The 24522-nt window shown below is 54.2% G+C and carries 23 protein-coding genes and 2 tRNA genes; 17 read left to right on the top strand and 8 right to left on the bottom strand.

Features of this window, described 5'->3' with window-relative positions:
* Positions 1 to 8: 8 nt before the first annotated feature.
* Entirely contained in the window at positions 9 to 605 is a 597-nt protein-coding gene (locus tag EUU23_RS05170; protein ID WP_160352998.1) for a J domain-containing protein, read from the bottom strand.
* A 43-nt stretch (positions 606 to 648) separates the two neighbouring features.
* Between EUU23_RS05170 and EUU23_RS05165 the strand changes: the two genes are divergently transcribed.
* From EUU23_RS05165 to EUU23_RS05150, 4 genes are all read left to right on the top strand, one after another.
* Positions 649 to 924, top strand: coding sequence for a BolA family protein (locus EUU23_RS05165; RefSeq protein WP_160352997.1), 276 nt, complete (start codon positions 649 to 651; stop codon positions 922 to 924).
* A gap of 146 nt (positions 925 to 1070) precedes the next feature.
* The gene (locus tag EUU23_RS05160) at positions 1071 to 1907 is read left to right on the top strand and encodes a helix-turn-helix domain-containing protein (protein WP_160352996.1); all 837 of its coding nucleotides are present in this window, start codon (positions 1071 to 1073) and stop codon (positions 1905 to 1907) included.
* A gap of 49 nt (positions 1908 to 1956) precedes the next feature.
* The gene (locus tag EUU23_RS05155) at positions 1957 to 2835 is read left to right on the top strand and encodes a pirin family protein (RefSeq protein ID WP_160352995.1); all 879 of its coding nucleotides are present in this window, start codon (positions 1957 to 1959) and stop codon (positions 2833 to 2835) included.
* A 93-nt stretch (positions 2836 to 2928) separates the two neighbouring features.
* Positions 2929 to 3843: an alpha/beta fold hydrolase gene (locus tag EUU23_RS05150; RefSeq protein WP_160352994.1), complete on the top strand. Its 915-nt coding sequence runs from the start codon at positions 2929 to 2931 to the stop codon at positions 3841 to 3843.
* A gap of 9 nt (positions 3844 to 3852) precedes the next feature.
* Here EUU23_RS05150 and EUU23_RS05145 read toward each other — a convergent pair whose 3' ends face one another.
* On the bottom strand, positions 3853 to 4932 hold the full coding sequence (locus tag EUU23_RS05145; RefSeq protein ID WP_246156107.1) for a DUF2332 domain-containing protein: 1080 nt from the start codon (positions 4930 to 4932) through the stop codon (positions 3853 to 3855).
* A 39-nt stretch (positions 4933 to 4971) separates the two neighbouring features.
* Here EUU23_RS05145 and hisG point away from each other — a divergent pair, with 39 nt between their 5' ends.
* The 7 genes from hisG to EUU23_RS05110 all read left to right on the top strand — a co-directional run bounded on the left by hisG (position 4972) and on the right by EUU23_RS05110 (position 12736).
* Positions 4972 to 5628 (top strand): ATP phosphoribosyltransferase, encoded by a 657-nt coding sequence (gene hisG / locus EUU23_RS05140; RefSeq protein WP_160352993.1) that lies wholly within the window; start codon positions 4972 to 4974, stop codon positions 5626 to 5628.
* Positions 5615 to 6904 carry a histidinol dehydrogenase gene (hisD, locus tag EUU23_RS05135; protein ID WP_160353552.1) on the top strand — a complete coding sequence of 430 codons (1290 nt, stop codon included), beginning with the start codon at positions 5615 to 5617 and terminating at the stop codon, positions 6902 to 6904. Before hisG ends, hisD begins: the two co-directional genes overlap by 14 nt.
* Positions 6901 to 7350: a transcription antitermination factor NusB gene (gene nusB, locus EUU23_RS05130; protein WP_160352992.1), complete on the top strand. Its 450-nt coding sequence runs from the start codon at positions 6901 to 6903 to the stop codon at positions 7348 to 7350. The genes hisD and nusB overlap by 4 nt, the downstream gene beginning before the upstream one ends.
* Positions 7351 to 7426: 76 nt before the next feature.
* Positions 7427 to 8344: a thiamine-phosphate kinase gene (gene thiL / locus EUU23_RS05125; RefSeq protein ID WP_160352991.1), complete on the top strand. Its 918-nt coding sequence runs from the start codon at positions 7427 to 7429 to the stop codon at positions 8342 to 8344.
* A 153-nt stretch (positions 8345 to 8497) separates the two neighbouring features.
* The gene (locus EUU23_RS05120; RefSeq protein ID WP_160352990.1) at positions 8498 to 10594 is read left to right on the top strand and encodes a sodium-translocating pyrophosphatase; all 2097 of its coding nucleotides are present in this window, start codon (positions 8498 to 8500) and stop codon (positions 10592 to 10594) included.
* A 127-nt stretch (positions 10595 to 10721) separates the two neighbouring features.
* Positions 10722 to 11900: a GNAT family N-acetyltransferase gene (locus EUU23_RS05115; RefSeq protein ID WP_160352989.1), complete on the top strand. Its 1179-nt coding sequence runs from the start codon at positions 10722 to 10724 to the stop codon at positions 11898 to 11900.
* Positions 11897 to 12736 (top strand): cupin domain-containing protein, encoded by an 840-nt coding sequence (locus EUU23_RS05110; protein ID WP_160352988.1) that lies wholly within the window; start codon positions 11897 to 11899, stop codon positions 12734 to 12736. Before EUU23_RS05115 ends, EUU23_RS05110 begins: the two co-directional genes overlap by 4 nt.
* Here the strand turns inward: EUU23_RS05110 and EUU23_RS05105 are convergent.
* On the bottom strand, positions 12733 to 15399 hold the full coding sequence (locus EUU23_RS05105) for a TonB-dependent receptor (RefSeq protein ID WP_160352987.1): 2667 nt from the start codon (positions 15397 to 15399) through the stop codon (positions 12733 to 12735). The two genes, EUU23_RS05110 and EUU23_RS05105, sit on opposite strands and share 4 nt — an antisense overlap.
* 184 nt (positions 15400 to 15583) lie before the next feature.
* Between EUU23_RS05105 and infA the strand changes: the two genes are divergently transcribed.
* The 5 genes from infA to EUU23_RS05080 all read left to right on the top strand — a co-directional run bounded on the left by infA (position 15584) and on the right by EUU23_RS05080 (position 17690).
* The gene (infA, locus tag EUU23_RS05100) at positions 15584 to 15802 is read left to right on the top strand and encodes a translation initiation factor IF-1 (RefSeq protein WP_125230427.1); all 219 of its coding nucleotides are present in this window, start codon (positions 15584 to 15586) and stop codon (positions 15800 to 15802) included.
* A 19-nt stretch (positions 15803 to 15821) separates the two neighbouring features.
* Entirely contained in the window at positions 15822 to 16397 is a 576-nt protein-coding gene (locus EUU23_RS05095) for a Maf family protein (protein ID WP_160353551.1), read from the top strand.
* Complete coding sequence (locus EUU23_RS05090; RefSeq protein WP_160352986.1) at positions 16390 to 17385, top strand: ribonuclease E/G; 996 nt, start codon at positions 16390 to 16392, stop codon at positions 17383 to 17385. The genes EUU23_RS05095 and EUU23_RS05090 overlap by 8 nt, the downstream gene beginning before the upstream one ends.
* On the top strand, positions 17357 to 17548 hold the full coding sequence (locus tag EUU23_RS05085; RefSeq protein WP_343032680.1) for a DNA gyrase inhibitor YacG: 192 nt from the start codon (positions 17357 to 17359) through the stop codon (positions 17546 to 17548). Before EUU23_RS05090 ends, EUU23_RS05085 begins: the two co-directional genes overlap by 29 nt.
* A gap of 67 nt (positions 17549 to 17615) precedes the next feature.
* A tRNA-Phe gene (locus EUU23_RS05080) sits at positions 17616 to 17690 on the top strand.
* Positions 17691 to 18069: 379 nt separating this feature from the next.
* Here EUU23_RS05080 and EUU23_RS05075 read toward each other — a convergent pair.
* Entirely contained in the window at positions 18070 to 20610 is a 2541-nt protein-coding gene (locus tag EUU23_RS05075) for a TonB-dependent receptor (RefSeq protein WP_160352985.1), read from the bottom strand.
* 227 nt (positions 20611 to 20837) lie between these two features.
* Between EUU23_RS05075 and EUU23_RS05070 the strand changes: the two genes are divergently transcribed.
* Positions 20838 to 20978 carry a DUF2256 domain-containing protein gene (locus EUU23_RS05070; RefSeq protein WP_160352984.1) on the top strand — a complete coding sequence of 47 codons (141 nt, stop codon included), beginning with the start codon at positions 20838 to 20840 and terminating at the stop codon, positions 20976 to 20978.
* Between the two features lie 9 nt (positions 20979 to 20987).
* Here EUU23_RS05070 and EUU23_RS05065 read toward each other — a convergent pair.
* The 4 genes from EUU23_RS05065 to EUU23_RS05050 all read right to left on the bottom strand — a co-directional run bounded on the left by EUU23_RS05065 (position 20988) and on the right by EUU23_RS05050 (position 24465).
* Positions 20988 to 21063, bottom strand: a tRNA-Thr gene (locus EUU23_RS05065).
* A 21-nt stretch (positions 21064 to 21084) separates the two neighbouring features.
* Positions 21085 to 21936, bottom strand: a complete 852-nt coding sequence (locus EUU23_RS05060) for a hypothetical protein (protein ID WP_160353549.1) — start codon at positions 21934 to 21936, stop codon at positions 21085 to 21087.
* A 58-nt stretch (positions 21937 to 21994) separates the two neighbouring features.
* A complete protein-coding gene (locus EUU23_RS05055; protein WP_160352983.1) occupies positions 21995 to 23302 on the bottom strand; it encodes a replication-associated recombination protein A in 1308 nt (435 codons plus the stop codon).
* Complete coding sequence (locus EUU23_RS05050) at positions 23302 to 24465, bottom strand: glycosyltransferase family 4 protein (protein WP_160352982.1); 1164 nt, start codon at positions 24463 to 24465, stop codon at positions 23302 to 23304. Before EUU23_RS05050 ends, EUU23_RS05055 begins: the two co-directional genes overlap by 1 nt.
* Between the last annotated feature and the right edge of the window lie 57 nt (positions 24466 to 24522).

Genomic DNA, 24522 nt, shown 5'->3' with positions numbered 1-24522 from the left:
GTGTCTCTTCATAAAAATGCGGGAGATGTTTTAAGGTGCGTATAGGCCGCAATCACGTCTTGCAAAGCCTTTTCATAGGACCGGTTCCCGCCATTTTTGTCAGGGTGGAAAGCGCGCACCTTTTCGGAATAGGCGGTGCGTAATGCGCGACGGTCGGCATCTACGCCAAGCCCTAGCGTCTTTAGCGCGGTGCGGTCCTGCGGCGAGAGGATCTGGCCGTCGGTCCGTTCCTTGGGCATTCTTTCCCTAAATCGAGCGGAAATGGCGTCGAGCGGATCTTTAAAGTCTGCCCATTTTGGGGGCGAATCGACACCGCCATTGGCGCCGAATGCCCGCGTTTCGGAAGGCCAGAGATTCAACGGGCTTTGCGCGGCCATGATTTCTTCCATGGTCATGCCATCGAACCAGTTATACCCGGCATTGAATTCGCGGACATGGTCGAGGCATAGAAACTGATAGTCGCCCGGGCCATTGGACGATGCGGCCTGTCCTAGCGGATCGGGAGCCCTAAATTCCCCAGTTTCCCGGCACCCGGGAAAGGCGCAGGCCCGCCGCGACCCGCGCACACGGCCATGGAATCTGTCATTAGGTCGGTCGGACGCCATGATTTTCCTTGGCGAAAAACGTGACATATGGGAAGGGCTTCAAATGAAAAAAGGTCCGGCCCAACTTGAAATGGAAGCGTTGCTGACGGCAGCGTTTGCCCCATCGCGCCTTGCTGTTATCAACGATAGCGCAAAACATCATGGCCATAGCGGCGATGACGGGTCGGGGGAATCGCACTTTACCGTTGAAATTGAAAGTATCGCCTTTGCAGGCTTAAACCGTGTGACACGCCAGCGGATGGTGAACAAGGCGTTAGGGGATATCCCGGGCGAACGTGTTCACGCATTGGCTATAAAGGCCACCGTGCCCGGCGAATAAATGTGTGGGGGCAAGGGGTGGGGATGCAGGTCCAATGAACGACCTGGGAAAACCCTTGCCTGACAAGGCTTTCATGCACTAATCTTATCCCACCGGGAAAGTGGGCATAGCCTATTTGGGTCGCATCCGGAGAAATGGGGGAAGTGATGCTGTCGCGCACCTATCGGCCATCGGCTGATCTGGCACCCTATATCCGAAGATTCTATGTGTTCGAAGCACCCTTACCCGAAAATGCAATAGTCGAAGATTTTTTGTTGGCAGAAACGGCGTTTGTCAGGTGCCTGTTACGTGGAGATTGGTCTGCGGAAACCGGGCCGGGCGAATGGGGTACCGCGGGTAAAACCGTATTTTTCGGCGCGAACAGCCAGCCTTTCAAGGTGCGGGTCAAGGGCGGTTTTGCGGTCACGGGCTTTGCGATCCGCCCCAGTGGCTGGCACGCACTTTTCCCTGAATCCCATCAAACAGTCGCGGACAAGATGTTGCCTTTACAACAGCTTTGGGGCGTATTGGCGGATATTATGTTCGATGATGTCGCAAAAGCGGAGGATGACGCAGGGCAGTTGCAAGCGATGGAAAACGCGATCCGTAAACGGCTTGCTTTGTTTCAGCCGTGCGAGGCAGACAGGCAAATGGCGCAGTTTGAGATAATCGCCCGTACTGATAGCACAATTCGAATCGAGGAGGCCGCATCACAAGTCGGTCTCTCCGCCCGTCAATTGGAACGGCGATGCCTTGCGGCATTTGGTTTGACGCCAAAGGCCATTTTACGCCGGAGCCGGTTTCTGGATTCTGCCACTGCCATGCGCGGTTTCAGCAGCCCCACCGAACTGGAGCTTGGCGCACTTCGTTATTATGATCAGTCCCATATGAACAGAGAGTTTCGCCGCTACACCGGCATGACGCCGAAGGTTTTTGCCGAAGCTGTAACGCCGTTGCAAACGGCGGGTTTGAAATTGCGTGAGGAAAGCCGGTACGAAGATTGACGTCGTTCCTGACTTGACAATTTGTGGCAGGCGGCAGCATCGTTTGCGGATGATGATCATCACCCCCACTACGCACGACCTGGGCGCTTTTGAAGTACGCCGCACTTTGCCTAGCAAGGCGCGGACTATGGTCGGCCCTTTCATTTTTGTCGATCAATTCGGCCCCGCCCATTTTGTTATAGGGAGCGGAATGGATGTTCGTCCGCATCCACATATCAATCTTGCGACCGTAACCTATCTGTTTGAAGGGGCGATCGATCATCGCGACAGTCTGGGTACCTATGCGACGATCCGGCCAGGCGCTCTTAATTTGATGACTGCCGGCAAAGGTATTGTACATAGCGAAAGGACACCCTCGGCAGAACGAGCAGCAGGATCGCCGATATCGGGCATGCAGACATGGCTTGCCTTGCCCGATGGCAAAGAGGAAATTGATCCTGCGTTTGAACATGTGGCCAAAGAAGAATTGCCGTTGATTGAAGCTGGAAATGTTTCGGCACGGGTTATCATGGGGTCGCTGTGGGGTGTGACGGCACCCACGACCCAACATGCCCAAACCATTTACGCAGATATATTGATGAATGCCGGTGCAACAATTCCGATTGATGCCGACGCGGATGAGCGTGCTGTTCTTGTCGCCATGGGATCGGCAAGTCTGGACAGGGAAGTGCTGGACCCACATAATCTATATGTATTGCAGCCGGGTCAAACGATGACTTTGCGGGCGGAAAGCGATTGCCGGGTCATGCTTTTGGGCGGAGAGGCTTTCGCGACCCCGCGCCATGTCTGGTGGAATTTTGTGTCCTCTTCGCGTGATCGCATCAATCAGGCTAAATCGGATTGGAAAGCGGGGCATTTTCCTCTGGTGCCGGGCGACGACAAGGAATCCATTCCCATTCCGGAAATTCCCCTCACACGAAGTGAGTGATTGCGGATTTTTTACAATCAAATTGGATGTAATTCTGTTTCAGAAGAAATTGCGGTGGCGATTTTCCATCGCTTCCATAAGGTTAGAACCCGAATGACCGAATTCTCCCACCGTCGCCTGTCGCTTTCGACCGGTATCGAAATGGACGCCTATACCGCCGGAAACCCAGATAATCCCGCCATTATCTTTCTGCACGGCTTTCCTGAATCGCACCGTACATGGCGACACCAGATGGCGGCATTTGCTGACCGATATTATTGTATTGCGCCTGATCAGCGCGGGTATCGCGGTACTTCAAAACCGCAAGATGTTGATGCCTACACGGCGGACAAGCTGACTGCCGATATTTTTGCGCTTGCCGATGCCTTGGATGTACAGAATTTTATCATCGCCGGACATGATTGGGGCGGTGCGATTGCATGGAGTGTCGCGCTGAACGGCCAAATGGGTGCGTTTAACCCGGCTTGGGCAGGACGTGTTTCGCGTGCGATCATTGCCAATGCACCGCACCCTTATTTGTTCCAGCGTCTTTTGATTAGCGATATGAACCAGCGCGCGTCGAGCCAGTATATTCGTGCCTTTCGCGACCATGCCAATGATGCGCTGGTGCGCGAAAAGGGGCTTACCGGATTGCTGCTGGAAACGATCAAATGGGATAAACCGAGTGCCATGGAACCTACTGAACGCGCAGCGTTGCTTTCCGACTGGGAGGATCGCGACGCTTGTATCGGAATGCTCAACTGGTACCGTGCATCGGCGCTTTATGTCCCGGCAATGGATGAAGATGCGGAAATACCTGCCTTTGCTGCTGGCGAGTTTCCGCAATTGACCATTCCCACGCTCGTCGTGTGGGCCATGGACGACCTAGCTTTGCCCGCAAGCAACATAGATGGAATTGAAAAGCTTGTCCCCGCTGTTGTGGTGGAGCCGGTATATGATTGCGGCCATTTCGTGATCTGGGAAAAACCCGAGGCTGTGATTGCCGCAATGGAACGGTTTTTAGCTTAGGTCCTGATCCTAAGTCTGCCCCGCCAGCCATTCGACCCATGTGCCGTGGGCTTGCGCTTCGGCGAGCAGATGCCACCGGGGCGGCCCAGGCCAATAGCGAATGTGCAGTTCATGCTTGAAGGTTTCGCGGTTTGTTTCCAGCATCATCCAGACGAGCGGGCGTTCGGCTGATGCATTACGCCCATGCGTTTCAATCGCGTCTGTTATGGCGGCGCGGCGTTCGGCGGGAATATATTGCCAGACAATGCTGTGATTGAAAACGCGGACGACACCGGCATCCTGAGGAGTCGATAGCCTTTCCAGAACCCAGTCCAGCGCATCGGCTTTGACAATATCCGGTCGTTTCTGGGCGGCGAGTAGGATGGCAGCGTCCTTGCGTTCGAGCCTTCCGGCATTTTCCGGCCAAACATAGCTTTTGACACGTAACGCGGCGTCGGGATCGGACAGGTCAACGGGGGATTGGTCACAGCCCGATATATGCATAATTTCAACCTCTGCCTTGGGCGGCGGTGGGCCCCGCCATTCCGGTTTGATTCGCATTGGTGAGGTTTCCGGTCCGGTCTCAACACCACCCAGATCATAATGGTAGCGTTCCATCATCGTGTTGATGCCAGCGCTCGCGCCTATCTCGTTGAGTTCGAAACGTGACCCGACTTTGTCCGATAGCCAGAGCAAGCCTGCCATGAAGCTGGCCGATCTTCCGGCCTCGTTCGTTTGCGGCGGCCCATCCAGCCACGGCAACAGCCGCTGATCATGATCGCTGGTGACAGCCACAACGATGGCGTCGACCTCCGCCTGATTTGAAACATCTCCGCTATAGACAGGCAAAAGGCGTGAATCCGTGTGGGTTAGCAGCAGATGGTGGAAACCACCGGCAAGCCGCAAGGGCAGTGCATCCTCCAAGGGCAAGCCCGGCCAATGCGCGATGCGTTTGCCGCATAAGGTGTCGCCTGCCATCAATGCCAACTGCGCTTCAACGATACGCGCGGTGACCGGCGCACCGTTTCGGCGGCAATGTTCTGCTTGCACCTTGATGCCTTCGGCGACCCGCTGATCATCCATGACACCGATACCGAATGAGTCTGCCATATTGCCCTTTCCGCCTGCGGCCCCTAAAGCGCGCCCATTGTGACCGAACGCATCATCTTTGCAATCCCCAAGGGACGGATTTTGGACGAAGCGCTGCCGCTGATGCAGAGCGCGGGTATCGAGCCGGAATCTGCCTTTTTCGACGACAGCAGCCGGGCGCTGCTGTTCGCCACGAATAACCCGCACTTGAGCATCATTCGCGTGCGCGCTTTTGACGTGGCGACCTTTGTTGCCCATGGCGCGGCGCATATTGGCATTGTCGGTTCCGATGTAATTGACGAGTTCGACTATTCCGAACTCTATGCACCCGTTGATCTGGGTATCGGTCGCTGCCGGATATCGGTCGCCATGCCGGCAGACGCGTCGGATTCGGCCAATGGCGGGCATATCCGCGTCGCCACCAAATATCCGACAACGACAAGTCGCTATTACCAGACGCAGGGCATCCAGGCCGAATGTGTGAAGCTGAACGGAGCGATGGAGCTTGCGCCTTCGCTCGGTCTTTCAGGGCGGATTGTCGACCTTGTGTCGTCGGGCAAGACATTGGCGGAAAATGGCCTTGTTGAAACAGATATCATTTCACAGGTTTCTGCCCGGCTGATCGTCAACAGGGCTGCTTTCAAGATGATGAGCGGGACTTTGCCTGCGTTGGTTGAACGCTTCCGGTTATTGTCAGGCGACCGTGCGGCTGCTTGATTCCTCGGCCAAGGGCTTCGACGAAGCCTTTGACGCGCTGGTCAACGACCGGCGTGAAACTGATTCCGACGTTTCGAGCATCGTCGAGCAGACGATCCGCAATGTGCGGACAAGGGGCGACGTGACGCTGCTTGAGTTGACCCAGCGCTTCGACGGGTTCGATTTGAACAAAGAAGGCTGGCAAGTCGATGCCGCCACGTGCAAGGCCGCATTTGACGGCCTCGCGCCCGATTTGCGTGACGCCCTGAAACTGGCGGCCAAGCGCATAAGAGCATATCATAAGGCACAATTGCCCAAGGACCGCGACTATACCGATAAGGCGGGCGTTCGCCTTGGCGCGCGCTGGTCGGCTGTGGATGCGGCGGGTGTCTATGTGCCCGGTGGTCGCGCGGCCTATCCGTCCTCTGTGTTGATGAACGCCATTCCCGCCAAGGTCGCAGGTGTCGCGCGCCTCGTCATGGTGACGCCAACGCCCGGTGGTGAAGTAAATCCCACAGTGATGGCGGCGGCGCATTTGGCCGGTGTGGATGAGATATGGCGTGTCGGCGGGGCGCAGGCTATTGCCGCACTTGCCTATGGCACGGACCGGATCCGGCCTGTCGACGTAATCACTGGCCCAGGTAACGCATGGGTGGCGGAGGCCAAGCGGCAGTTATACGGCGTGGTCGGCATCGACATGGTCGCCGGTCCATCGGAAATTGTCGTGGTCGCCGACGCCAAAAATAAAGCCGAATGGATCGCGGCCGATCTGCTCAGCCAAGCAGAGCATGATCCAACGAGCCAATCCATATTGTTCACCGACAACGCCACCTTTGCGGATAAGGTCGCTCTGGCGGTCGATGCTCAAATCGCTGGATTGGCAACCGGCGCAGTGGCGAAGCAAAGCTGGTCGGCCAATGGTGCGATCATCATTGTCAAAAATCTTGAAGACGCAATGCCGCTCGTGAACCGTTTGGCTGCCGAGCATCTTGAACTTGCCGTCGATGATGTCCGCGCCGAAACGCTTTTTAATCTGGTTCGCCATGCAGGATCAGTCTTCCTCGGCCGTATGACACCCGAAGCGATTGGTGATTATGTGGCAGGTCCCAACCATGTTCTTCCGACGGGTCGCCGTGCGCGTTTTTCATCCGGTTTATCGGTGCTCGATTTTATGAAGCGCACCAGTTTCATCGCGCTCGATACCCAATCCATCAAAGCTATTGGCCCGGCGGCCGCAACCTTGGCCGATGCCGAAGGCTTACCCGCACATGCCGCCAGCGTCAGGAAAAGATTATGAAATCCCGCAATTCCAAATCCCGCTCGGCTGCGCGTCTGGCCGCTGTGCAGGCTTTGTATCAAATGGATATGGAAAAAGTCGGGTTGGCCCGCCTGCTCGACGAATTTCACGCCCACCGGCTAGGTGCCGAGATCGAAGACGCGCAATATGCGGATGCCGAGGTTGATTTTTTCGATGACGTTGTGGCTGGCGTGAATGCGCGGCGCGCGGAAATCGATGCTTTGGTTGAAGGCAAACTGGGCGAAATGTGGAAAATGGGACGGCTCGACAAGACGATGCTTCAGATTTTGCGTTGCGGCACCTATGAGCTGATTGCCCGCGCCGACATCCCCACGGGCGCGGTTATCGACGAATATATGGACGTTGCCCATGCCTTTTTTGACAAGAAGGATGCAAAGTTCGTCAACGGCTTGCTCGACGCGGTGGCAAAAGACGTTCGCGGATAATTTGCGCGAAGTCGCGGTGCAATGTGCCGCGCTGAAACCAGTTCTGGATCAATGCAGCTTGGGCTAATGTTCGGCCATGACCTCCGAATCCACCTTCATCGGCCTAATGCGCGCAATGGCGACAGACCCTGCGGCGCGGGATTTGCTGGACGATTGTGCGGTGATCAGCCTGGGTTCGGAAAACCTAATTCTGACCCACGACATGATGGCAGAAGATGTCCACTGGTTGCCAAGTGCCGATCCGGCCGATGTCGCTTGGAAGTTGGTGGCTTCAAATCTCTCAGACCTCGCGGCCAAGGGCGCACGTCCTTTGGGTGTGTTGCTGGGCTTTATGTTGGGTGAGGATTCGTGGGACCGGGCATTTGCAGTGGGTTTACATAAAGCGCTTAGCCATTTTGGGGTCGCTTTGCTGGGCGGGGATACCGTTGCAAACCGGGGCGACAAGCGGGCCTTGGGGCTCACAGCTATTGGCGCTGCGACATGCGCGCCGGTTCCTTCGCGCGGCGGTGCGATGCCCGGTGATCTTGTCTATGTGACAGGAACGCTAGGTGATGCATTGGCAGGCTTTGAATTGATCGAAGCCGGCTTTGACGAAGTCGGCCCGCTGGCCACTGCTTACAACCGCCCAGAGCCGCGTCTAGCCGAAGGACAGTTACTGGCGCCGTTGGTCCATGCGATGATGGATGTGTCCGATGGATTGCTGCTTGACGCCGAACGGCTGGCAAATGCCAGCAAAATGGGAATAGCCATCGATCTGTCGAAAATACCGCTCTCACCTGCTTATATCAACTATCGCGGAGATGCGCTGGAAAGCCGGTTGCAGGCCGCAAGCTGGGGGGATGATTACCAACTGCTTTTTGCCATATCGCCCGAAATACAGATTCCCGTCGCAGCACAAGCAATCGGGTGCGTCACCCAAGGCGCTGGCCTGATATTGTTTGATGGGGACAAAGCATTACCGCGTCCCGCAACACTGGGATATCAGCATCAGTGATTTTGCGTTCACGGCCTAATCGGCTGGAAAAGGACGTTTTTTAAGGGTTGCGTTGTCGCTTGTCGTCGCCCTATAGCTTTGCAGCTTGCATCTTTCGGGAGGAGGATGCCATTCTATGCTGTAATAGCAAAACTAAAGGGGAGAGGACATTTCATGTCTCTGACAATAATCGCAATATTATGCGGGTTGCTTGCCGTCGTGTACGGTTTTGTAACCAGCCGCCAGGTGCTTAGCGCATCGGCTGGCAATGAAAAAATGCAAGAGATCGCCGCCGCCATACAAGAGGGTGCACAGGCCTATCTTGGGCGTCAATATCGCACAATCGCAATTGTAGGTGTTGTTGTTGCCATTTTGGTCGCGCTGTTTCTTGGGATTATTCCCACGATCGGCTTCGTGATTGGTGCCGTTCTGTCGGGCGTTGCCGGTTATATCGGGATGAATATCTCGGTCCGTGCCAACGTCCGGACAGCTGCGGCGGCCCAAACCGGCTTGCAGGCAGGCTTGACCATGGCGTTTCGCGCCGGGGCAATCACCGGCATGCTCGTTGCCGGTCTGGCCCTTCTCGCAATTGCGGTGTTCTTTTGGTACCTGACCGACATCCGTGGGTTTGCACCAAATGACCGTGCGGTTGTCGATGCGCTGGTCGCGCTTGCTTTCGGCGCTTCGTTGATTTCGATCTTCGCACGTTTGGGCGGCGGTATCTTTACAAAAGCCGCCGACGTGGGTGCCGACCTTGTCGGCAAGGTTGAGGCTGGAATACCAGAGGATGACCCACGGAACCCTGCGGTTATTGCAGACAATGTGGGCGACAATGTTGGCGATTGCGCCGGTATGGCCGCTGACTTGTTCGAAACCTATGTTGTCACCGTCGGTGCCACAATGGTTTTGATCGCATTGTTGGTGAAGGGCGTCACCGATGCTGGCTTGTTCTTGAACCTGATGACCCTCCCGCTCCTGATTGGCGGAGTATGTGTAGTAACATCGATTATCGGCACTTATTTTGTCCGTCTGGGCAATGGAACCAATGTCATGGGGGCCATGTATAAAGGCTTTCTGGTGACGGCAATTCTGTCTGTTCCCGCGATATGGATGGCAATCAGCTATGCCTTGGGCGGCATGGAAACCGATGTTGGCGGATTTACCGGACGAACCTTGTTCTATTGTTCGCTGCTGGGTTTGGTTGTTACCGGTTTGATAATCTGGATTACCGAATATTATACCGGAACCAATTATCGGCCGGTACGGTCAATCGCAAAGGCATCTGAAACCGGTCACGGGACCAACGTCATCCAAGGCCTGGCGATCAGCCTTGAATCGACTGCGATGCCAACTATCGTCATCTGTGCCGGTATCATAATCGCGTTCCAGCTGGCTGGCGTTATCGGCATTGCGTTCGCCGCAACTGCCATGTTGGCTTTGGCTGGTATGGTCGTGGCGCTTGATGCCTATGGTCCTGTGACGGATAACGCAGGTGGTATTGCCGAAATGGCGGGTCTTGATGATTCCGTCCGGGAAAAGACCGACCTGCTTGACGCTGTTGGCAATACGACAAAGGCTGTTACCAAAGGCTATGCCATCGGTTCGGCCGGTTTGGCTGCATTAGTGTTATTTGCATGCTATACCACCGACCTAAGGGAATTTTTCCCTCAATTGACGGTCAATTTCAGTCTTGAAAACCCCTATGTCATCGTCGGCCTGCTGCTCGGCGCGCTTCTGCCGTACCTCTTTGGAGCGATGGGCATGACTGCGGTGGGCCGTGCTGCTGGTGAAGTGGTAAAGGATGTGCGCGACCAGTTCGCAAACGACCCCGGCATCATGACCTATGCGTCAAAACCCAATTATGCCCGCACTGTCGATTTGGTGACCAAGGCCGCTATCAAGGAAATGATTATTCCATCCTTGTTGCCGGTTCTGACGCCCATTGCGGTGTATTTCATCATCACGGCCGTGGCTGGACAAGCCGAAGGCTTCGCTGCTTTAGGCGCATTGCTTCTGGGTGTGATCGTCGGTGGATTGTTCGTTGCGATCTCGATGACTTCGGGTGGCGGTGCATGGGATAATGCCAAGAAGTTCATTGAGGACGGCAACCATGGTGGCAAGGGATCGGACGCGCACAAGGCGGCGGTCACAGGCGATACCGTGGGCGATCCTTATAAGGACACGGCGGGACCTGCGGTGAACCCGATGATCAAGATCACAAATATCGTGGCCTTGCTCTTGCTTGCGGCACTGGCTCATGGCGGAATGTAAGCTTCGCCTTCTTTAGGGTCTAAAACCCCGCTGAATGTGAATTCGGCGGGGTTTTTTCGTGGGTCATTAGCAAATTCTTTGCCGCTTGCTGTTACGGCGAATTCCGACGTTCGGGGCAAGGGGCAATATGGCGACGCGGGCAAAGGATGCCACTAAAAGGGCAGGGGTATTCAGCCACCAGCTATCGAGCTGGCGGGACGCGGCTGACGGTTGCTTTGTCGCCGCCTGGCGTGACCTTGGCGACAATGCCGCCGAGCCCAATATATTTACCGAAAGCTGGTTTTTGCGCCCCGCGCTGGATCAGTTTGACGCCTTCGGACGGGTCAAACTATTTTCACTTTGGGACCGTGATCGGCTGTGTGGATTGATGCCCCTGTCAACCCAGCAGCGTTATGGCCGTTGGCCTATGCCACATGTGCAAAATTGGCTTCACCACAATGCATTTCTCGGCACTCCGATTGTACGGGCAGGATATGAAGACCAATTTTGGACCGAAATGTTGGCGTGCCTCGACAATGATCCAGGACAATCCCTATTTCTGCACATCAACGGATTGAATATCGGCGGGACTGTGGCGCGTGCTTTGGAAAATGTCTGCGCCAATACTGGCAGACGTTTCGCATTGGTACACCGAACCGAGCGCGCATTTCTGGAAAGTGGTTTGACGCCTGACAGCTATTTCGAAAATGCCGTGCGTGCCAAAAAGCGCAAAGAGCTTCGGCGGCAGAAAAGCCGGCTGGCAGAAATGGGTGCTTTGACATTCTCTCGAGATCAAAGTGGTACGGGAATTGCGGCGTGGACAGAGGAGTTTCTAACTCTGGAGCAGCGCGGGTGGAAAGGCCGGAGCGGATCAGCACTGGCAAGTGCTCCAGCGACCAGGAACATGTTTATTGAAGTGCTGGCGGCCGCTTGCGTTGCGGGTAAACTCGAACGGTTGGACTTGCGTCTCGAGGGCAAGCCTCTGGCTATGCTGGTTAACTTCATATCAGCGTCGGGCTGCTTTTCCTTTAAAACAGCCTTTGACGAAGATTATGCCAGATTTTCGCCGGGTGTTTTGTTGCAAATTGAAAATCTGGCGATGCTCGACCGTCCGGACATCGCGTGGTGCGACAGTTGCGCTGCACCGGGGCATCCGATGATCGATAGTATCTGGACCGGACGTCGCACCATTGGACGCTATTCGGTCGCTATAGGCGGAGCAGGTCGAAGGGCGATTTTCGGGGCGTTTCTCAACACAGAATTAGCCCGAAACGCGGTGCCGGTTGCGACCATGGAACAGGTAAATGGTGCAGGAGACGATACATGAAGCCGATCTTCGAGAACGAAGCGCGGCAGAAATTTGCCGAAGCCTATCCCGAAATACCACATATCATCGCCCATAATCTGCGGGCACATCCGCTTTTGTCATTGGATGCGCTCGCGGTGCTGGGGGAAGCTTTGCCTGCTCCATCGGTTGAATATAATAAGGGGGATTTGCCGGTCGGAATTGATCCGCAGCATGTGCCGGCGAATGGAATGAATATCGGGGATACGATAAGAAATGCCAACACCAGCGGCAGTTGGGCTGTATTGAAAAATATTGAGCAGATTCCCGATTATGCTGCATTGCTTCTGGAATTACTAAACGAATTGAAGCCCCAAATCGAGGCCAAGACAGGAAATATGCTAAAGCCGCAGGGTTTTATTTTTGTGTCCAGTCCAAACGCGGTCACGCCTTATCATTTTGATCCGGAACATAATATCCTGCTGCAATTATCCGGTACCAAAGTGATGACACAGTTCCCGGCTGGTGATCCCTTATATGCGCCGGATGAAACCCATGAAGGATATCACACCGGTGGCCACCGGAATCTGGTGTGGCATGATGACCTCTCCGTTGGCGGAACCGAATGGCCATTACATCCAGGGCAGGGGCTATTTGTTCCGGTCATGGCCCCGCATCATGTAAAAAATGGAACTGCGGTATCGATCTCCCTTTCGATAACGTGGCGCAGTGACTGGAGCTTTGCTGAGGCCGATGCGCGCGCATTCAATCATATGTTGCGAAAATGGGGCGCCTCGCCTCGTGCACCCGGACGCTTCCCCGCGCAAAATCGGGGGAAGGCGATCGCTTGGCGCATATTGCGAAAGCTTCGTGGCTAAAATCTCTTTCGAAAACTGAATTCAAATACCCGGCCGCGCGGATCAAGATACGCTGGTTGAAACCCCAACGGCACATCGCCATTCTGATCCCGCACATCGATAACATCATTCAAGATGTTTTCCACACGCAGCACAATCCGGCTGCCTTTCAAAAAAGGAGCCGCCTTTACCATTCGGGCCTGTTGATCCAGATTTACAAAAAAGAACGCGTTGATGGCTGCCACGCCGCTAAATCGCAAATCATTGCTACCCGGAAGGCCAGTACCGTTCGCAGTGGTGCCGCTTTTATATGTGCCTTGTAACCGCATACCAAAGCCTTTGTGGAACACACCGCCAGATAATTCGACTTCGTGCCTTGATGCGCCGCCATTGCTGTTCACGGCCGAACCATTCAGCAGGTCGAGCACAGGGACACCGGGCTGGATCACTATTCGTTCCTGAATGCGGTAAATATGGGTGAGCGCAAGGCTCCATCGGCTTGGCATGCCGCCGCCTGGACCAAAGCCGCCGCCACCGCCGCGCGGCCCCCCTGCGCCAGGCGGGCGCCCGCCGCCGGGGTTGCTGGCACCGGGCGAACCACCCATTGGCCCGCGCCCTTGCGACTGAGGCCCGATGGAGCCCGATATGTTGAAGCCAAGGCGAAGCCGTTGGGATTGTTCACGGTCAAAATTGACGGGCCGCTGATCAATGCTAAGCAATTCCCCGTTGGCGCCGCGGGTGGCGCGGCCGGGAAATGCGGCTTCAATCTCTGGTGTTAGCAGCGGGAAATTTGCGGTCGTGTTGCGGCTGTTATTTTTGAAATAGCTAAGCTGGATTCCAAGATCTTTGACAAAGACGGGATTCCAGCTCGCATTTAAAATAAGATCGCGGCGGCTTTCCCCGATCAGCGTCGGATTTCCGCCGCTAACAATCGTGATGAACTGGCTTTGCCCGGTGGCAAAATCAAAAATGGCCACATTGGGCGTTGCGATGACCGGATTGCCCAGCTGATTGATACCGGGTGCATTTTCATCGCCAGTGATGGAAGCCTGAAATGTCAGGTTTTTGGCGGGCGACCAGCGCAATCCGGCACCATATTCGGTCAATTGGCCAAAGTCGGACAGATCGCTAAATCCGATATTGCCATTGATAGCCCACTCACCAATTACGCGTCCAATGCCAAAATCCGATCCTGTCAGGGGCAGCTCGGCATTGACCGAGTGACTGAAAATCGTTCGCCGAAGCGATACATCTGTATTCGCGCCCAGACGAAATGTATCGCTGTCCAGCATTTGCCGGGTGAACCCGGAGGCGAATGTCATCTGAACTTCGCCAGCGGGCAAGGTGAAGGGCGATCCGGCGATTGTGCTGCGGGTCTCGATATTCTGGACGAGCGTGTTGGCTAGATCAGGTGCCAGGAAAAGCAGGTCCGCGCCGAAATCTTGTGAAAAAGGATTGGCTGCACCTGACAAAACTGCCGCTTGCAAAGGTGCAAAATCAACAGCCCTTGTCGTTCGTGTCTGTGTATCTGTCCGTGCATAATTTCCGGTCACGGTCCAGCGCCAACCACTGACTAAATGGTTGAAAGTTCCGCCTGTCTGAAATGTATGCACCTCGCTTTCACGTTCGAGAGGGCGTGGTGTGTCGAAATAGCGGTTGATCGTGACATCATTGCCAAACGGTGAAAACCGGCTGCTTCCGGGAAGCACGAAGGTTGCACCAGGAAGGCCGAGCAAAGCTGTGCTGCCATTAAGCGCATAATTTACATTGAGTGATATGATCGACTGCGGTGCGAGCAGATAGCTCCAGCTTCCATTGGCCTCCAGTCGCTCGGATTGTGGCAACAGGGTTCTAAATTGACCAATATCACCACTATTAAGAATATCTGCCGTAGATGCAAATTGCGATAATGTCGGGTTGCTTACCCCGACCGGGACGCCGGCCTGAGTCACGATAGAACCGGCAAGTGCGGAAAGCGCTGGTGAAATTTCGCCATTGGGCGTTATCCCGCTGATGTTACCGTCGCGTGCCAGCAAGGAATTGTCTGCGGAAATAAGGTCACGCTCGAACTCGGTCAGTCGCGTTTGCCGCTCAATTTCAACATCAAGGTTTATCCGGGTATTTGGGCCGATGCGGGTGAAGGTCGTTTCAAATTGATTGCTGCCAAAACCACCTTCCTGCGGTTGGGCATGTTCAATTTCGGTTGAAAATGACGAAAAATTGTCTTTCAGAATGAAGTTGATAACCCGTTGATCGGGACGAAATCCGTATTTTAGCGCCACTTCTTCGGGGAATATCTGCACCTGCTTGACTGCCTCGGGCGGTAAATCGCGCAGTTCCCGGAATCCCGAAATGCGTTGTCCGTTCAGTAGGATAATCGGTTGGCCGCCGCCTCGGCCGCGCCCCGAACTGGCTTGTGGGGCCACCGCGGCTACCAATTCGGTCAGCGACGATGCGCCGACCGCGGCAATATCTGCTTCGTTTAACTGCTCGACAGGTGGGACATCGGTATCAACCGACCCACGGATTCGTTCGGCTGTAACAACGATTTCGTCACTTGTGTCGAGTTCGCCCTCCTCGACCAGTTGCTGGACGCCGGTACCGGACGGTGGCGAGTCACTGATGGCCCAAGCCGGTGCCGCCGTGGAAACAAGCAATAGCGTGCCTAAAGAATATCGTTTCATGTGGGGGAGAAACTCTGATTTTTGATTTATGGCTGATGAGTATTTAGGATTAAGAACTAGTAATAAAGATGAACTTTGTCACGATTTGTCGCAATACGGCTTTTGTGCGGTGCCTCTTTCCTTTTGCACTTATACCGGCTAAGGGCGCTGCAACATTGGAAATTCAAGCATTTTAAGGGGCCGAATGGCAAAAGAAGAATTACTCGAAATGCGTGGCACGGTGCGCGAATTGCTGCCCAACGCCATGTTTCGTGTCGAGCTGGAAAATGGCCATGAAGTATTGGGCCATACCGCTGGCAAAATGCGTAAAAATCGCATCCGCGTGCTCGTGGGTGACGAGGTTTTGTGCGAGCTCACCCCTTATGATCTGACCAAAGGCCGGATCACTTACCGCTTTAAGTAAGACGGCGCAGACCTTGGGTCTGAACCCGAAACTTGTTCTGGCTTCATCCAGCCCTCGCCGGCGCGACCTGTTGGCGCGTTTAGGCGTGGTGCCGGATCGTATTGCGTCTCCGGATATCGATGAATCCCCACGCAAAGGCGAAGTGCCGCGCATATATGCCTTGCGAATGGCCGAAGAAAAGGCGGTGGCGGTGTCACGTGGGGTGGATGAAATTGTCATCGCAGGCGACACGACGGTAGCCGTCGGCCGCCGAATCCTGCAACAAGCTGCCGATGGGGAGATGCAGCGGGGCTTTCTTGAACTGCTCAGCGGGCGGCGGCATCATGTTCTGAGCGCGGTTGCCATCATTGATGTAGACGGGCGGATGCGTAGCTGCATTTGCGACAGCATCGTGCGCTTCAAACGTTTGGGGGCAGATGAGATTCAAAGCTACATCGATTGTGGCGAAGGGTTGGGCAAGGCTGGTGGTTACGCCATACAGGGCAGGGCCGAGGCTTTGATCGATTGGATGGCCGGAAGTCATTCCGGCGTCGTCGGCTTGCCACTTTATGAGACGCGCACCTTGCTACGGGCATCGGGATACCGGCTTGATTGAAATATGGACCGACGACGCACCCGGCGAACGCCGCGCTGCATTGGTTGTGAACAATGAAATCGTCGAAATTCACATCCAGCGCGATTTACACCCGATTTTGGGGATGGTCGGTGCGGGTCGTATAGATCGGCAAACGCCAACTGGCAGCTATGTCATAGGCGATAACGGATTTGAAGTGTTGGTCCGGGCAAATACCGGTAAAACCGACGGTGCACCGATTTTATTTCAAATCACTCGAGAAAGCATAGCGGAACCGGGACGGTTAAAACCGGCAGAAGGTCGCGAAATTTTAGATGCGCTGCCAATGACCGACGTGAACAGCCTATGGGCTGACCGATTGCAAAATTTGGATATAAGCGGCGCTGCCCCGATCATTAAGCCCTTTGGTGAAAGTTTTGACAGTGCAATGGCGGGATCATCCCGCATAGGCGATGTGACGGTGCATTTTCAACGGACTAAAGCCGGCCTTGTTTTTGACGTCGACGGCATCGGTGATCCTTTTGCGATCAACGCCGTGGCTGCACGGGAAATCGCACGTTTATTGAGGCTATACCAGATTGGCGGAATGGCAATTGTTGATTTTGTAGCTGTTGATTCTAAATCAAGGCGGCAAGATATTGCGGATATTTTCGATGCCGCATCTGTGCCGGATGGCAGGGCGTTTGAACGCAGTGCCATCAACGGGTTCGGCCTGATGCAGATTGTCCGAAGCCGACCCAGGCCTTCCGTACTTGACCAGCTGTTCGGTGCAAGGATTGGCGCTTTGTCCGACGAAACACAGGCATTGTGGCTCTATAGGGATGTCGCGCGATCATCGGGTTTTGGACCACGCATTGTTACCACCAGCGAAAATATCGCCAGCTTGATGCTGTCATCAAAATGGCAGGAGCTGCGTACAGAATGTGAAAGGATTACCGGCGCAGCCATGTCGATCGTTGTAGAGCGCGGGATGACGGGCTATGGACATGTCCATGTCGCGCAGAGCTAATCAATGCCCCTTGTGTAAAAAAGCGCAAAGCGCCGATTTCAAGCCATTTTGTAGCCAAGGGTGCAAGGACAGAGACCTGTTGAAATGGTTGGATGAAGGCTATCGCCTGGCGGGACCGGCAGCTGATTATCAAGATAGCATCGACAGGGATGAAAGAGACTGATTTTGCGCTTGCCAAGGGGTATATCGCCTCTCTATAGGCTGCGCTCCCACACGGTTTTTGCTGTGTAGCCCGAGTAGCTCAGGGGTAGAGCAGCGGATTGAAAATCCGCGTGTCGGTGGTTCAAATCCGCCCTCGGGCACCATTTTCTGATATGGTTTACGGTCGGTGCGTTTCTTGAGAAGACGCGAAGCGGGCGTGTAATCAGAGTAGTCGTGATCTCGTCTTCGTGAACTTTTAATTACGTCGCCCTGAACTTGTTTCACCTGCGGTGACTGCATTTAATAGGTCCTGATCCTAAGACGCTGAAACGCAGTCACCGCAGGTGAAACAAGTTCAGGGCGACCGAATAGCGGGCGATCCCCCTAAAGGCCGGTCATTGTCGGATCCGACCCCAACCTCTCCAAACTTTTTTCGTGGATGGTGCGGATAGCCTATGCTGCTTTCTCTCCCCACGTTAATCCCCAAAGAAAAAGCCGGAGCAGCGATGCTGCCCCGGCTCTTTTTTACACAATTTGGGGTGTTTAGAATTTGAAGCGGGCTACCGCACCATAAGTACGCGGCTGGCTCGGATAACCTGAAACGGTGCCGCTTTGCGCCACGCCGTCGAAAACTGTCAGGATGTATTTATCATTGAGCAAGTTACGCGCCCATAGTCCCAATTCCAGTCCGTTGCTCAAAGCAAAGGTGGACGAGGCGTTCACCAGATTAACTTCGCGTTTGAAGTTGTTCGCACCAAATGTAGGCAAGCCGTTGTTGATCAGCGTATTGCTTTCATGGTTGAAATCAAGGCGGGTGATCAGGCGATTGCCGCTTCCACCGAATTCATGGGTGTAAGTGGCCGATGTCGAGATGCTGTATTCAGGAATACCAGCAGGCCGCTCGCCGGTCAAATCGCCGAGAGGCCCAGCGGTGAAGCTATCAAAGAGTGGGTCAAGATAGGTCATAGCGAAAGTCAGCGCGAGGCCCTTTGCCGGATTGATCTTCGCATCCAATTCGAAACCACGGACCGACTGCTCTTCTGCATTGCTCAGACCGAAACCGGTGCCGGTGAACAAAAAGCTTTGGAAACCCTTTAGCGACTGGTCAAACACAGCGAGGTTGACGCTCACACCGGGGAACTGGGCTTTCAAGCCGATTTCGAAGACTTCTGCATCTTCTGGTCCGGCAAAACGTGAACCAGTCGACAGATTTGGTACTGCAAGACCGGCGTCAAGAATGGCTGATGGTGGTGCAAGGAAGTTTGAACCACGCGTACCGCGAATGAAATCCGTGGATGAAGGACGGCTGTCACGCGACAGGTTTACCGAGCTGGCTTTGAAACCGGTGGCATAGCTAAAATACGCGTTGATATTGTCCGACACATCATAGGCTACACGAAGGGTATAGCTCAGATCATCGTCGCGGGTCCGGCCATCTTCCACAGCATTTGGAATGTTGAGGAACGGCGGCTGGAACTGAAATGCTGCCAGTCCAAGGAACGGATTGGCGGCAGATGTAGCAGCAGCAGCCAATGCAGCCTGGTTAGCAGCCGGTAGCGCCAAGAACTGGGCACGATTTCTAACGGCACCACCAGTAGCGATCCCGATAAAGGCATCAACCAAATTGATCTGGCCCAATTCGTCAAACGAAGTCTGGGAAAGCGCAAAATCCTTTTTATCTTTGGTGTAGTTGAAGCCACCAGTGAAGACGAGGCCATCGATTGGCTCAAAATCAACCGTCCCGAAAACCGACCAGGATGTGTTATCCAAAGTGTAGGCTTCCGACGTAAGTAAACCAGGTGAGAAAATCGAATTTTGTGGAAGACCCAGCGCCGCTTCAACGCCATTGAAGACGGCCGGATTGCCCGCCAGCAATGAGAAGAAGGGCCGCGCAGCAGCGCCAACGGTAAGCGAGCTGTCTTGCTTCACCGACTCATCAAAATAGAAACCACCGAGCAAGAAGTTGATCGGGCCGTCGAAATCTGAAGTAATCCGGAACTCTTGGGTTAGGGTTTCGACTTGCTGGTCACGAATTTCGTTGACGATATCAGCGCTGGTGAAGTCGACATCTTGATCGACGAAGTTTTTCAGTTCGCGATAGGAGCTGATCGAAGTTACCGAAATCGGACCGGATTCCCAATCGACCTGCACCGAGCCGCCATAATTGTCGACTTCGTTTACCGGCGGACGGTTCAGAAAAATGTCATAGCTGAAGAAATCAGTGCTTAAAGCGCCGCCCACCCCAAACACAGCCGGTGCAGTTGGTCCCGCAACCAAAGTGCTAACAACGCAGCAGATTTCATCAATGTTAGAATAGTCGACGATAGCCCGGATTTTCAGGCTTTCGCTTGGTTCTACCAACAACTGGCCACGTGCCGTCCAGCGGTTACGATCGGAAACATCTTCGTCTAAATTGACAATGGTTCCGTAACCATCACGACGGTTATAGCTTGCATCGACCGAAAATGCGACATTTTCGCTGATTGGGCCGGTTACATCGCCCTTGATGGTGAAGGCATTGAAATTGCCATAAGTTGCTTCGACGCTGCCGCCAAAATCATACTGTGGCGCACGGGTAATAACCGAAATAACGCCTGCAGAAGCGTTCTTGCCGAAAAGGGTCGATTGTGGTCCGTTCAGAACCTCAATGCGTTGTACATTTGCAAGGTCGTTCAACGACGAAGCAGAGCGCGAACGGAAAACGCCATCAATGAAAACGCCAACCGATGGTTCGATCCCGAAATTGTTGTCGCCATTACCGAAGCCGCGGATAATGAATGTCGACGATGAAGAATTCTGCAATTGGCTGACGCGCAATGAAGGCACCACCGTTTTCAGATCAAGTATGTCACGGATTTGAGCCTGTTCGATAGTCTCACCCGAGGTAACCGAAACGGAAATTGGAATTTCCTGCAACGTCTGCTCTCGCTTTGTCGCGGTTACGATGATGACGTTTTCGTCTGCGGCCGCTTCTTCCGATTGCGGTGTTGCGTCTTGTGCGTATGCGATGGATCCCATTCCAAGCGACGCAATGCTAATAGTCGATAGCATGGATGCTTTCATCAACCGATTTGCAAAATTCATAAACTCTCTCCTGTTGTATCTTTGTGCCGGTGTTCCGGCTTTCCATGGGGAAATTATTATTTTATCGCTTCCAAGTGGGTCAATGACCCACCAAGAAACTTTGCAATTTCAATAACGCCACAAATGCGGCGCAGCAATTGGATAGTTTGCAAAGCGCAAATATAGTCGAATGTGCGATAAAAATGATACGGTGCCCTTGATCCGCAATTTGTGAACGGACGTATATTATGCCGAAAATGGTTAAGAAGTCCGATCTTCCGTCGAAAATTTGCATGGCTTGTGAAAAGCCGTTCACTTGGCGCAAAAAATGGGCGAAGGATTGGGACAATGTCCTCTACTGTTCCGATCGATGCAGAAGAAGTAGGTAGGTCAGGAAATGGTGCCGGCTACAAGGTTCGAACTCGTGACCCCCTGATTACAAATCAGGTGCTCTACCAACTGAGCTAAGCCGGCACATTCCACGCGCCCTTAGCGTCAAATGACGCCAAAGGTCCAGCCCTCTGTTGATGCTATCGTCAAATTTAATTGGGCCGGATTCCAAAATGCCTGATTTCCCGCGTTTTTTCGAAGCCAAGCAGCGGTCAAAATCGCATCTGTCGCATGGTCGGTGTAGCGATCCATGGGAATATGGGGCTGTGAACCCAATGCCGAAAGCGCTGCGTCCAGCGCAATGGGGTCACGGATTTTGCTTCTGCCCTTTCGCATACCTGCGGCCCGGGCGGCGATCTGGGTATAGATTTCGATGATTTGCGGACCGCTATGGGAAGGGGGATCAAAGGGCCAGATTGGCAAAGTCTTGCTGATATGGTGCAAAAAACGCATCCCGGAAAAACTTGCCTTGGCCACCTGAGCGGCGCCGATGACATCATAAACAGTGGAGGGTTTTCCGCCCCCTTGGGCATTGTACCGCGCTTCGCACTGGCGCAAATGCATGAAATCCGCTTTTTGCCCGTCTGCTGCACCAAAGTAAAAATGCCCCCGGTGCCGTTGTTCGAGCAGCGATGCCGCCCCAAGATCCACATCATCGCATTGTGCATCGACATAGGCCCAAAATGCGCGGGCATTTTCAGGTACAGCTTCGCCCGGCAAATAGCTGCCACGTTCGACAAAAGGAGGGGCGAAGCTGAAATCAAAACCGATCAGAATACTGTCTTGCTGCGCTAATAACCAATCGGCAACGTCCTGCCGCGACCAGTGCTTGCCTGGCGGAGCGACAAGTATTGGCGCTTTTGTGCCCTGTTCACACCAGGCAAGCGCGATGCCCTTATGCCTGTTGCCCTTGGCGCCAGACCAGTCGACACATGCAAAGCGGTCATATGTTCGCATCACAATATCACGTATTTGACGTGGAACGGTGATAGGGTAGCGGATGGGTCAACGCCGACTAGCCCCGATTTTTGCGGAGCGTGTCCCAATGGAGCAGACGCTCTGCAATCTTGTGTTCAAAACCGCGATCTACGGGGTGATATAAAGTGACGGGCGTCACCGCATCGGGCCAATAATTGGCGCCAGAAAATCCATTTTCCGCGTCATGGTCATAGGCATAGCCCTTTCCATATCCGATATCCTTCATCAGCTTTGTCGGTGCATTCAGGATATGGGCAGGTGGCATCAGAGAGCCTGTATCGCGGGCCATTTTCCAGGCGGACTTCTGGGCTTTATAGGCGGCGTTGGATTTGGGTGCCGTTGCGAGATAAAGGCAAGCCTGAACAATCGCCAATTCACCTTCCGGGCTGCCAAGAAATTCATAGGCATCTTTGGCCGCAAGGCATTGGACCAGCGCCTGCGGGTCAGCAAGGCCGATATCTTCGCTCGCAAAACGGACAAGGCGGCGCAGTACATAAAGCGGTTCCTCACCCGCAACCAGCATCCTCGCCATCCAGTAAAGCGCCGCCTGAGGATCAGATCCGCGCAGGCTTTTGTGCAGCGCAGATATCAGATTGTAATGCCCCTCACGATCCTTGTCATAAACGGGCATCCTTCTTTGCAACAAGGCGGCCATAGCGACAGGATCCAGCGGCTTTTCAATCGCAACTGAAAAAAGCGTTTCGGCTTGATTGAGCAAAAATCGACCATCACCATCGGCGCTAGACACCAACGCGGATCGGGCATCTGCTTTGACAGGAAGTGGACGCTGCTCGACATCTTCTGCCCGCGATAACAATGTATCGAGCGCTGCATCATCAAGCCGGTGCAACACCATAACCTGTGTGCGGGACAATAAAGCGGCGTTTAATTCAAAAGACGGGTTTTCAGTAGTCGCGCCAACAAGTGTCACCACGCCGCTTTCTACAAAGGGTAAAAAACCGTCCTGTTGCGCGCGGTTAAAGCGGTGGATTTCATCTACGAACAGCAGGGTTTTCTTCCCCGTGCGCGCCATGGTCTCGGCCTCGGCAAAGGCTTTTTTAAGGTCGGCGACCCCGGAAAACACGGCCGAAATGGCCTTGTAATGCATATCGACCGCATCGGCGAGCAGTCGAGCGATGCTCGTTTTTCCCGTTCCAGGTGGTCCCCACAGGATCATTGATGATAATTTGCCTGCGGCCACCATTCGCCCGATAGCGCCATTTTTGCCAGTCAAATGCTCTTGCCCGATAATCTGGGCAAGTTGCGTAGGTCGTAACCTGTCGGCGAGCGGGCCGTTGGCCGTGGTTGTCTGTGACAATTCGGGTGACCCAAAGAGATCCGGCATTACGGGACCATGGAACGCGCGGCGCGCTGGCGAATGAGCCGTGCATAGGTATCAGCCACCGTTTGATTGATCGCATCCCAGCTATAGTCGAGTGATCGGAATTCCCCCGCATTGCCATGCTGGTGACGCAATTCCGCGTTGGTACAATAATTTTGCAAAACATCTGCAAACTGGTTGATCGCGCCAGGGGTGATCAATCGTCCAGAGACCTTGTCTTCGACCAAACTTTGGCTGCCGGTTGCTTTTGCAGCAACAACCGGAAGGCCGCAGGCCATTGCTTCAAGTGTAACATTGCCGAAAGTTTCGGTGACGCTCGGGTTGAACAGCAAGTCCATGCAGGCGACCGCGCGGCCCAGATCGGCTCCGCCTTGAAATCCGACGAACCGGGCGTGGGGCAGGCGACTTTCGAACCAGCCACGGGCAGGGCCTTCGCCGATGACCATAACCTGATGTAGCACTTGGCGGCGACGGAGTTGATCGATAGCATCAGAAAAGACGTCGAGACCTTTTTCCATTACCAGCCGACCAAGAAATCCGATCACGGGAATATCATCGGTCAAATTCTGGGACCGACGCCATTCCATATCGCGACGTTGCGGATTGAAAATGTCCCGGTCCACACCACGTGACCAGATATCAATATCATAATTCATCCGCTGTTCGCGTAAGACCTGCGCGAAACTCTCCGATGGCGCGACCAGCGCATCACATTTGCGATAAAGCTTGCGAAGCCAAGCCTCCACCAATGGTTCTATAAATGATAGGTTATAATAGCGGAAATAGGTTTCGAACCGCGTATGGACGGAACAAAGGACAGGCAAATTGCGGTTACGTGCCCACTGGGCAGCCTGACGTGAAACCCGATCCGGGCTGGAAATATGGATGACATTTGGGCCGAAAGCCTCAAGATCGCGCCGGACATTTCGTGAAAGCGACAAAGGGATGCGGTATTCCGGCCGGTTGGGAATTGCCATGGACGGAACGCTGATCAAATCCCCGGTCGGTGGAAAGGCGGGGACGGCAACGGTCGGCGAATATATCCGGACTTGCGCGCCTTGACGCAGCAAATATCCGACAAGCCGGTTTAACGCCTGATTGGCGCCATCGCGGACATAATTATAATTGCCGCTGAACAGGGCAATGCGAAGATCGCTGGTTTGCATGGATAGGCTTTTAGACAGCGGAGGGCGGATTGCCAATGAGAATGGAAGGAATGCGTG

The organism is Sphingorhabdus profundilacus (assembly GCF_009769755.1).
Lineage (GTDB): Bacteria > Pseudomonadota > Alphaproteobacteria > Sphingomonadales > Sphingomonadaceae > Sphingorhabdus_B > Sphingorhabdus_B profundilacus.
This window is presented reverse-complemented; position numbering and strand designations above follow the sequence as displayed.

Excerpts from the sequence above, each read along its gene's own strand:
- EUU23_RS05170 (WP_160352998.1), bottom strand. The coding sequence starts at position 605 with ATGGCGTCCGACCGACCTAATGACAGATTCCATGGCCGTGTGCGCGGG.
- EUU23_RS05165 (WP_160352997.1), top strand. The coding sequence starts at position 649 with ATGAAAAAAGGTCCGGCCCAACTTGAAATGGAAGCGTTGCTGACGGCA.
- EUU23_RS05160 (WP_160352996.1), top strand. The coding sequence starts at position 1,071 with ATGCTGTCGCGCACCTATCGGCCATCGGCTGATCTGGCACCCTATATC.
- EUU23_RS05155 (WP_160352995.1), top strand. The coding sequence starts at position 1,957 with ATGATGATCATCACCCCCACTACGCACGACCTGGGCGCTTTTGAAGTA.
- EUU23_RS05150 (WP_160352994.1), top strand. The coding sequence starts at position 2,929 with ATGACCGAATTCTCCCACCGTCGCCTGTCGCTTTCGACCGGTATCGAA.
- EUU23_RS05145 (WP_246156107.1), bottom strand. The coding sequence starts at position 4,932 with ATGGCAGACTCATTCGGTATCGGTGTCATGGATGATCAGCGGGTCGCC.
- nusB (WP_160352992.1), top strand. The coding sequence starts at position 6,901 with ATGAAATCCCGCAATTCCAAATCCCGCTCGGCTGCGCGTCTGGCCGCT.
- thiL (WP_160352991.1), top strand. The coding sequence starts at position 7,427 with ATGACCTCCGAATCCACCTTCATCGGCCTAATGCGCGCAATGGCGACA.
- EUU23_RS05120 (WP_160352990.1), top strand. The coding sequence starts at position 8,498 with ATGTCTCTGACAATAATCGCAATATTATGCGGGTTGCTTGCCGTCGTG.
- EUU23_RS05115 (WP_160352989.1), top strand. The coding sequence starts at position 10,722 with ATGGCGACGCGGGCAAAGGATGCCACTAAAAGGGCAGGGGTATTCAGC.
- EUU23_RS05110 (WP_160352988.1), top strand. The coding sequence starts at position 11,897 with ATGAAGCCGATCTTCGAGAACGAAGCGCGGCAGAAATTTGCCGAAGCC.
- EUU23_RS05105 (WP_160352987.1), bottom strand. The coding sequence starts at position 15,399 with ATGAAACGATATTCTTTAGGCACGCTATTGCTTGTTTCCACGGCGGCA.
- infA (WP_125230427.1), top strand. The coding sequence starts at position 15,584 with ATGGCAAAAGAAGAATTACTCGAAATGCGTGGCACGGTGCGCGAATTG.
- EUU23_RS05085 (WP_343032680.1), top strand. The coding sequence starts at position 17,357 with ATGGACATGTCCATGTCGCGCAGAGCTAATCAATGCCCCTTGTGTAAA.
- EUU23_RS05075 (WP_160352985.1), bottom strand. The coding sequence starts at position 20,610 with ATGAATTTTGCAAATCGGTTGATGAAAGCATCCATGCTATCGACTATT.
- EUU23_RS05070 (WP_160352984.1), top strand. The coding sequence starts at position 20,838 with ATGCCGAAAATGGTTAAGAAGTCCGATCTTCCGTCGAAAATTTGCATG.
- EUU23_RS05060 (WP_160353549.1), bottom strand. The coding sequence starts at position 21,936 with ATGCGAACATATGACCGCTTTGCATGTGTCGACTGGTCTGGCGCCAAG.
- EUU23_RS05055 (WP_160352983.1), bottom strand. The coding sequence starts at position 23,302 with ATGCCGGATCTCTTTGGGTCACCCGAATTGTCACAGACAACCACGGCC.
- EUU23_RS05050 (WP_160352982.1), bottom strand. The coding sequence starts at position 24,465 with ATGCAAACCAGCGATCTTCGCATTGCCCTGTTCAGCGGCAATTATAAT.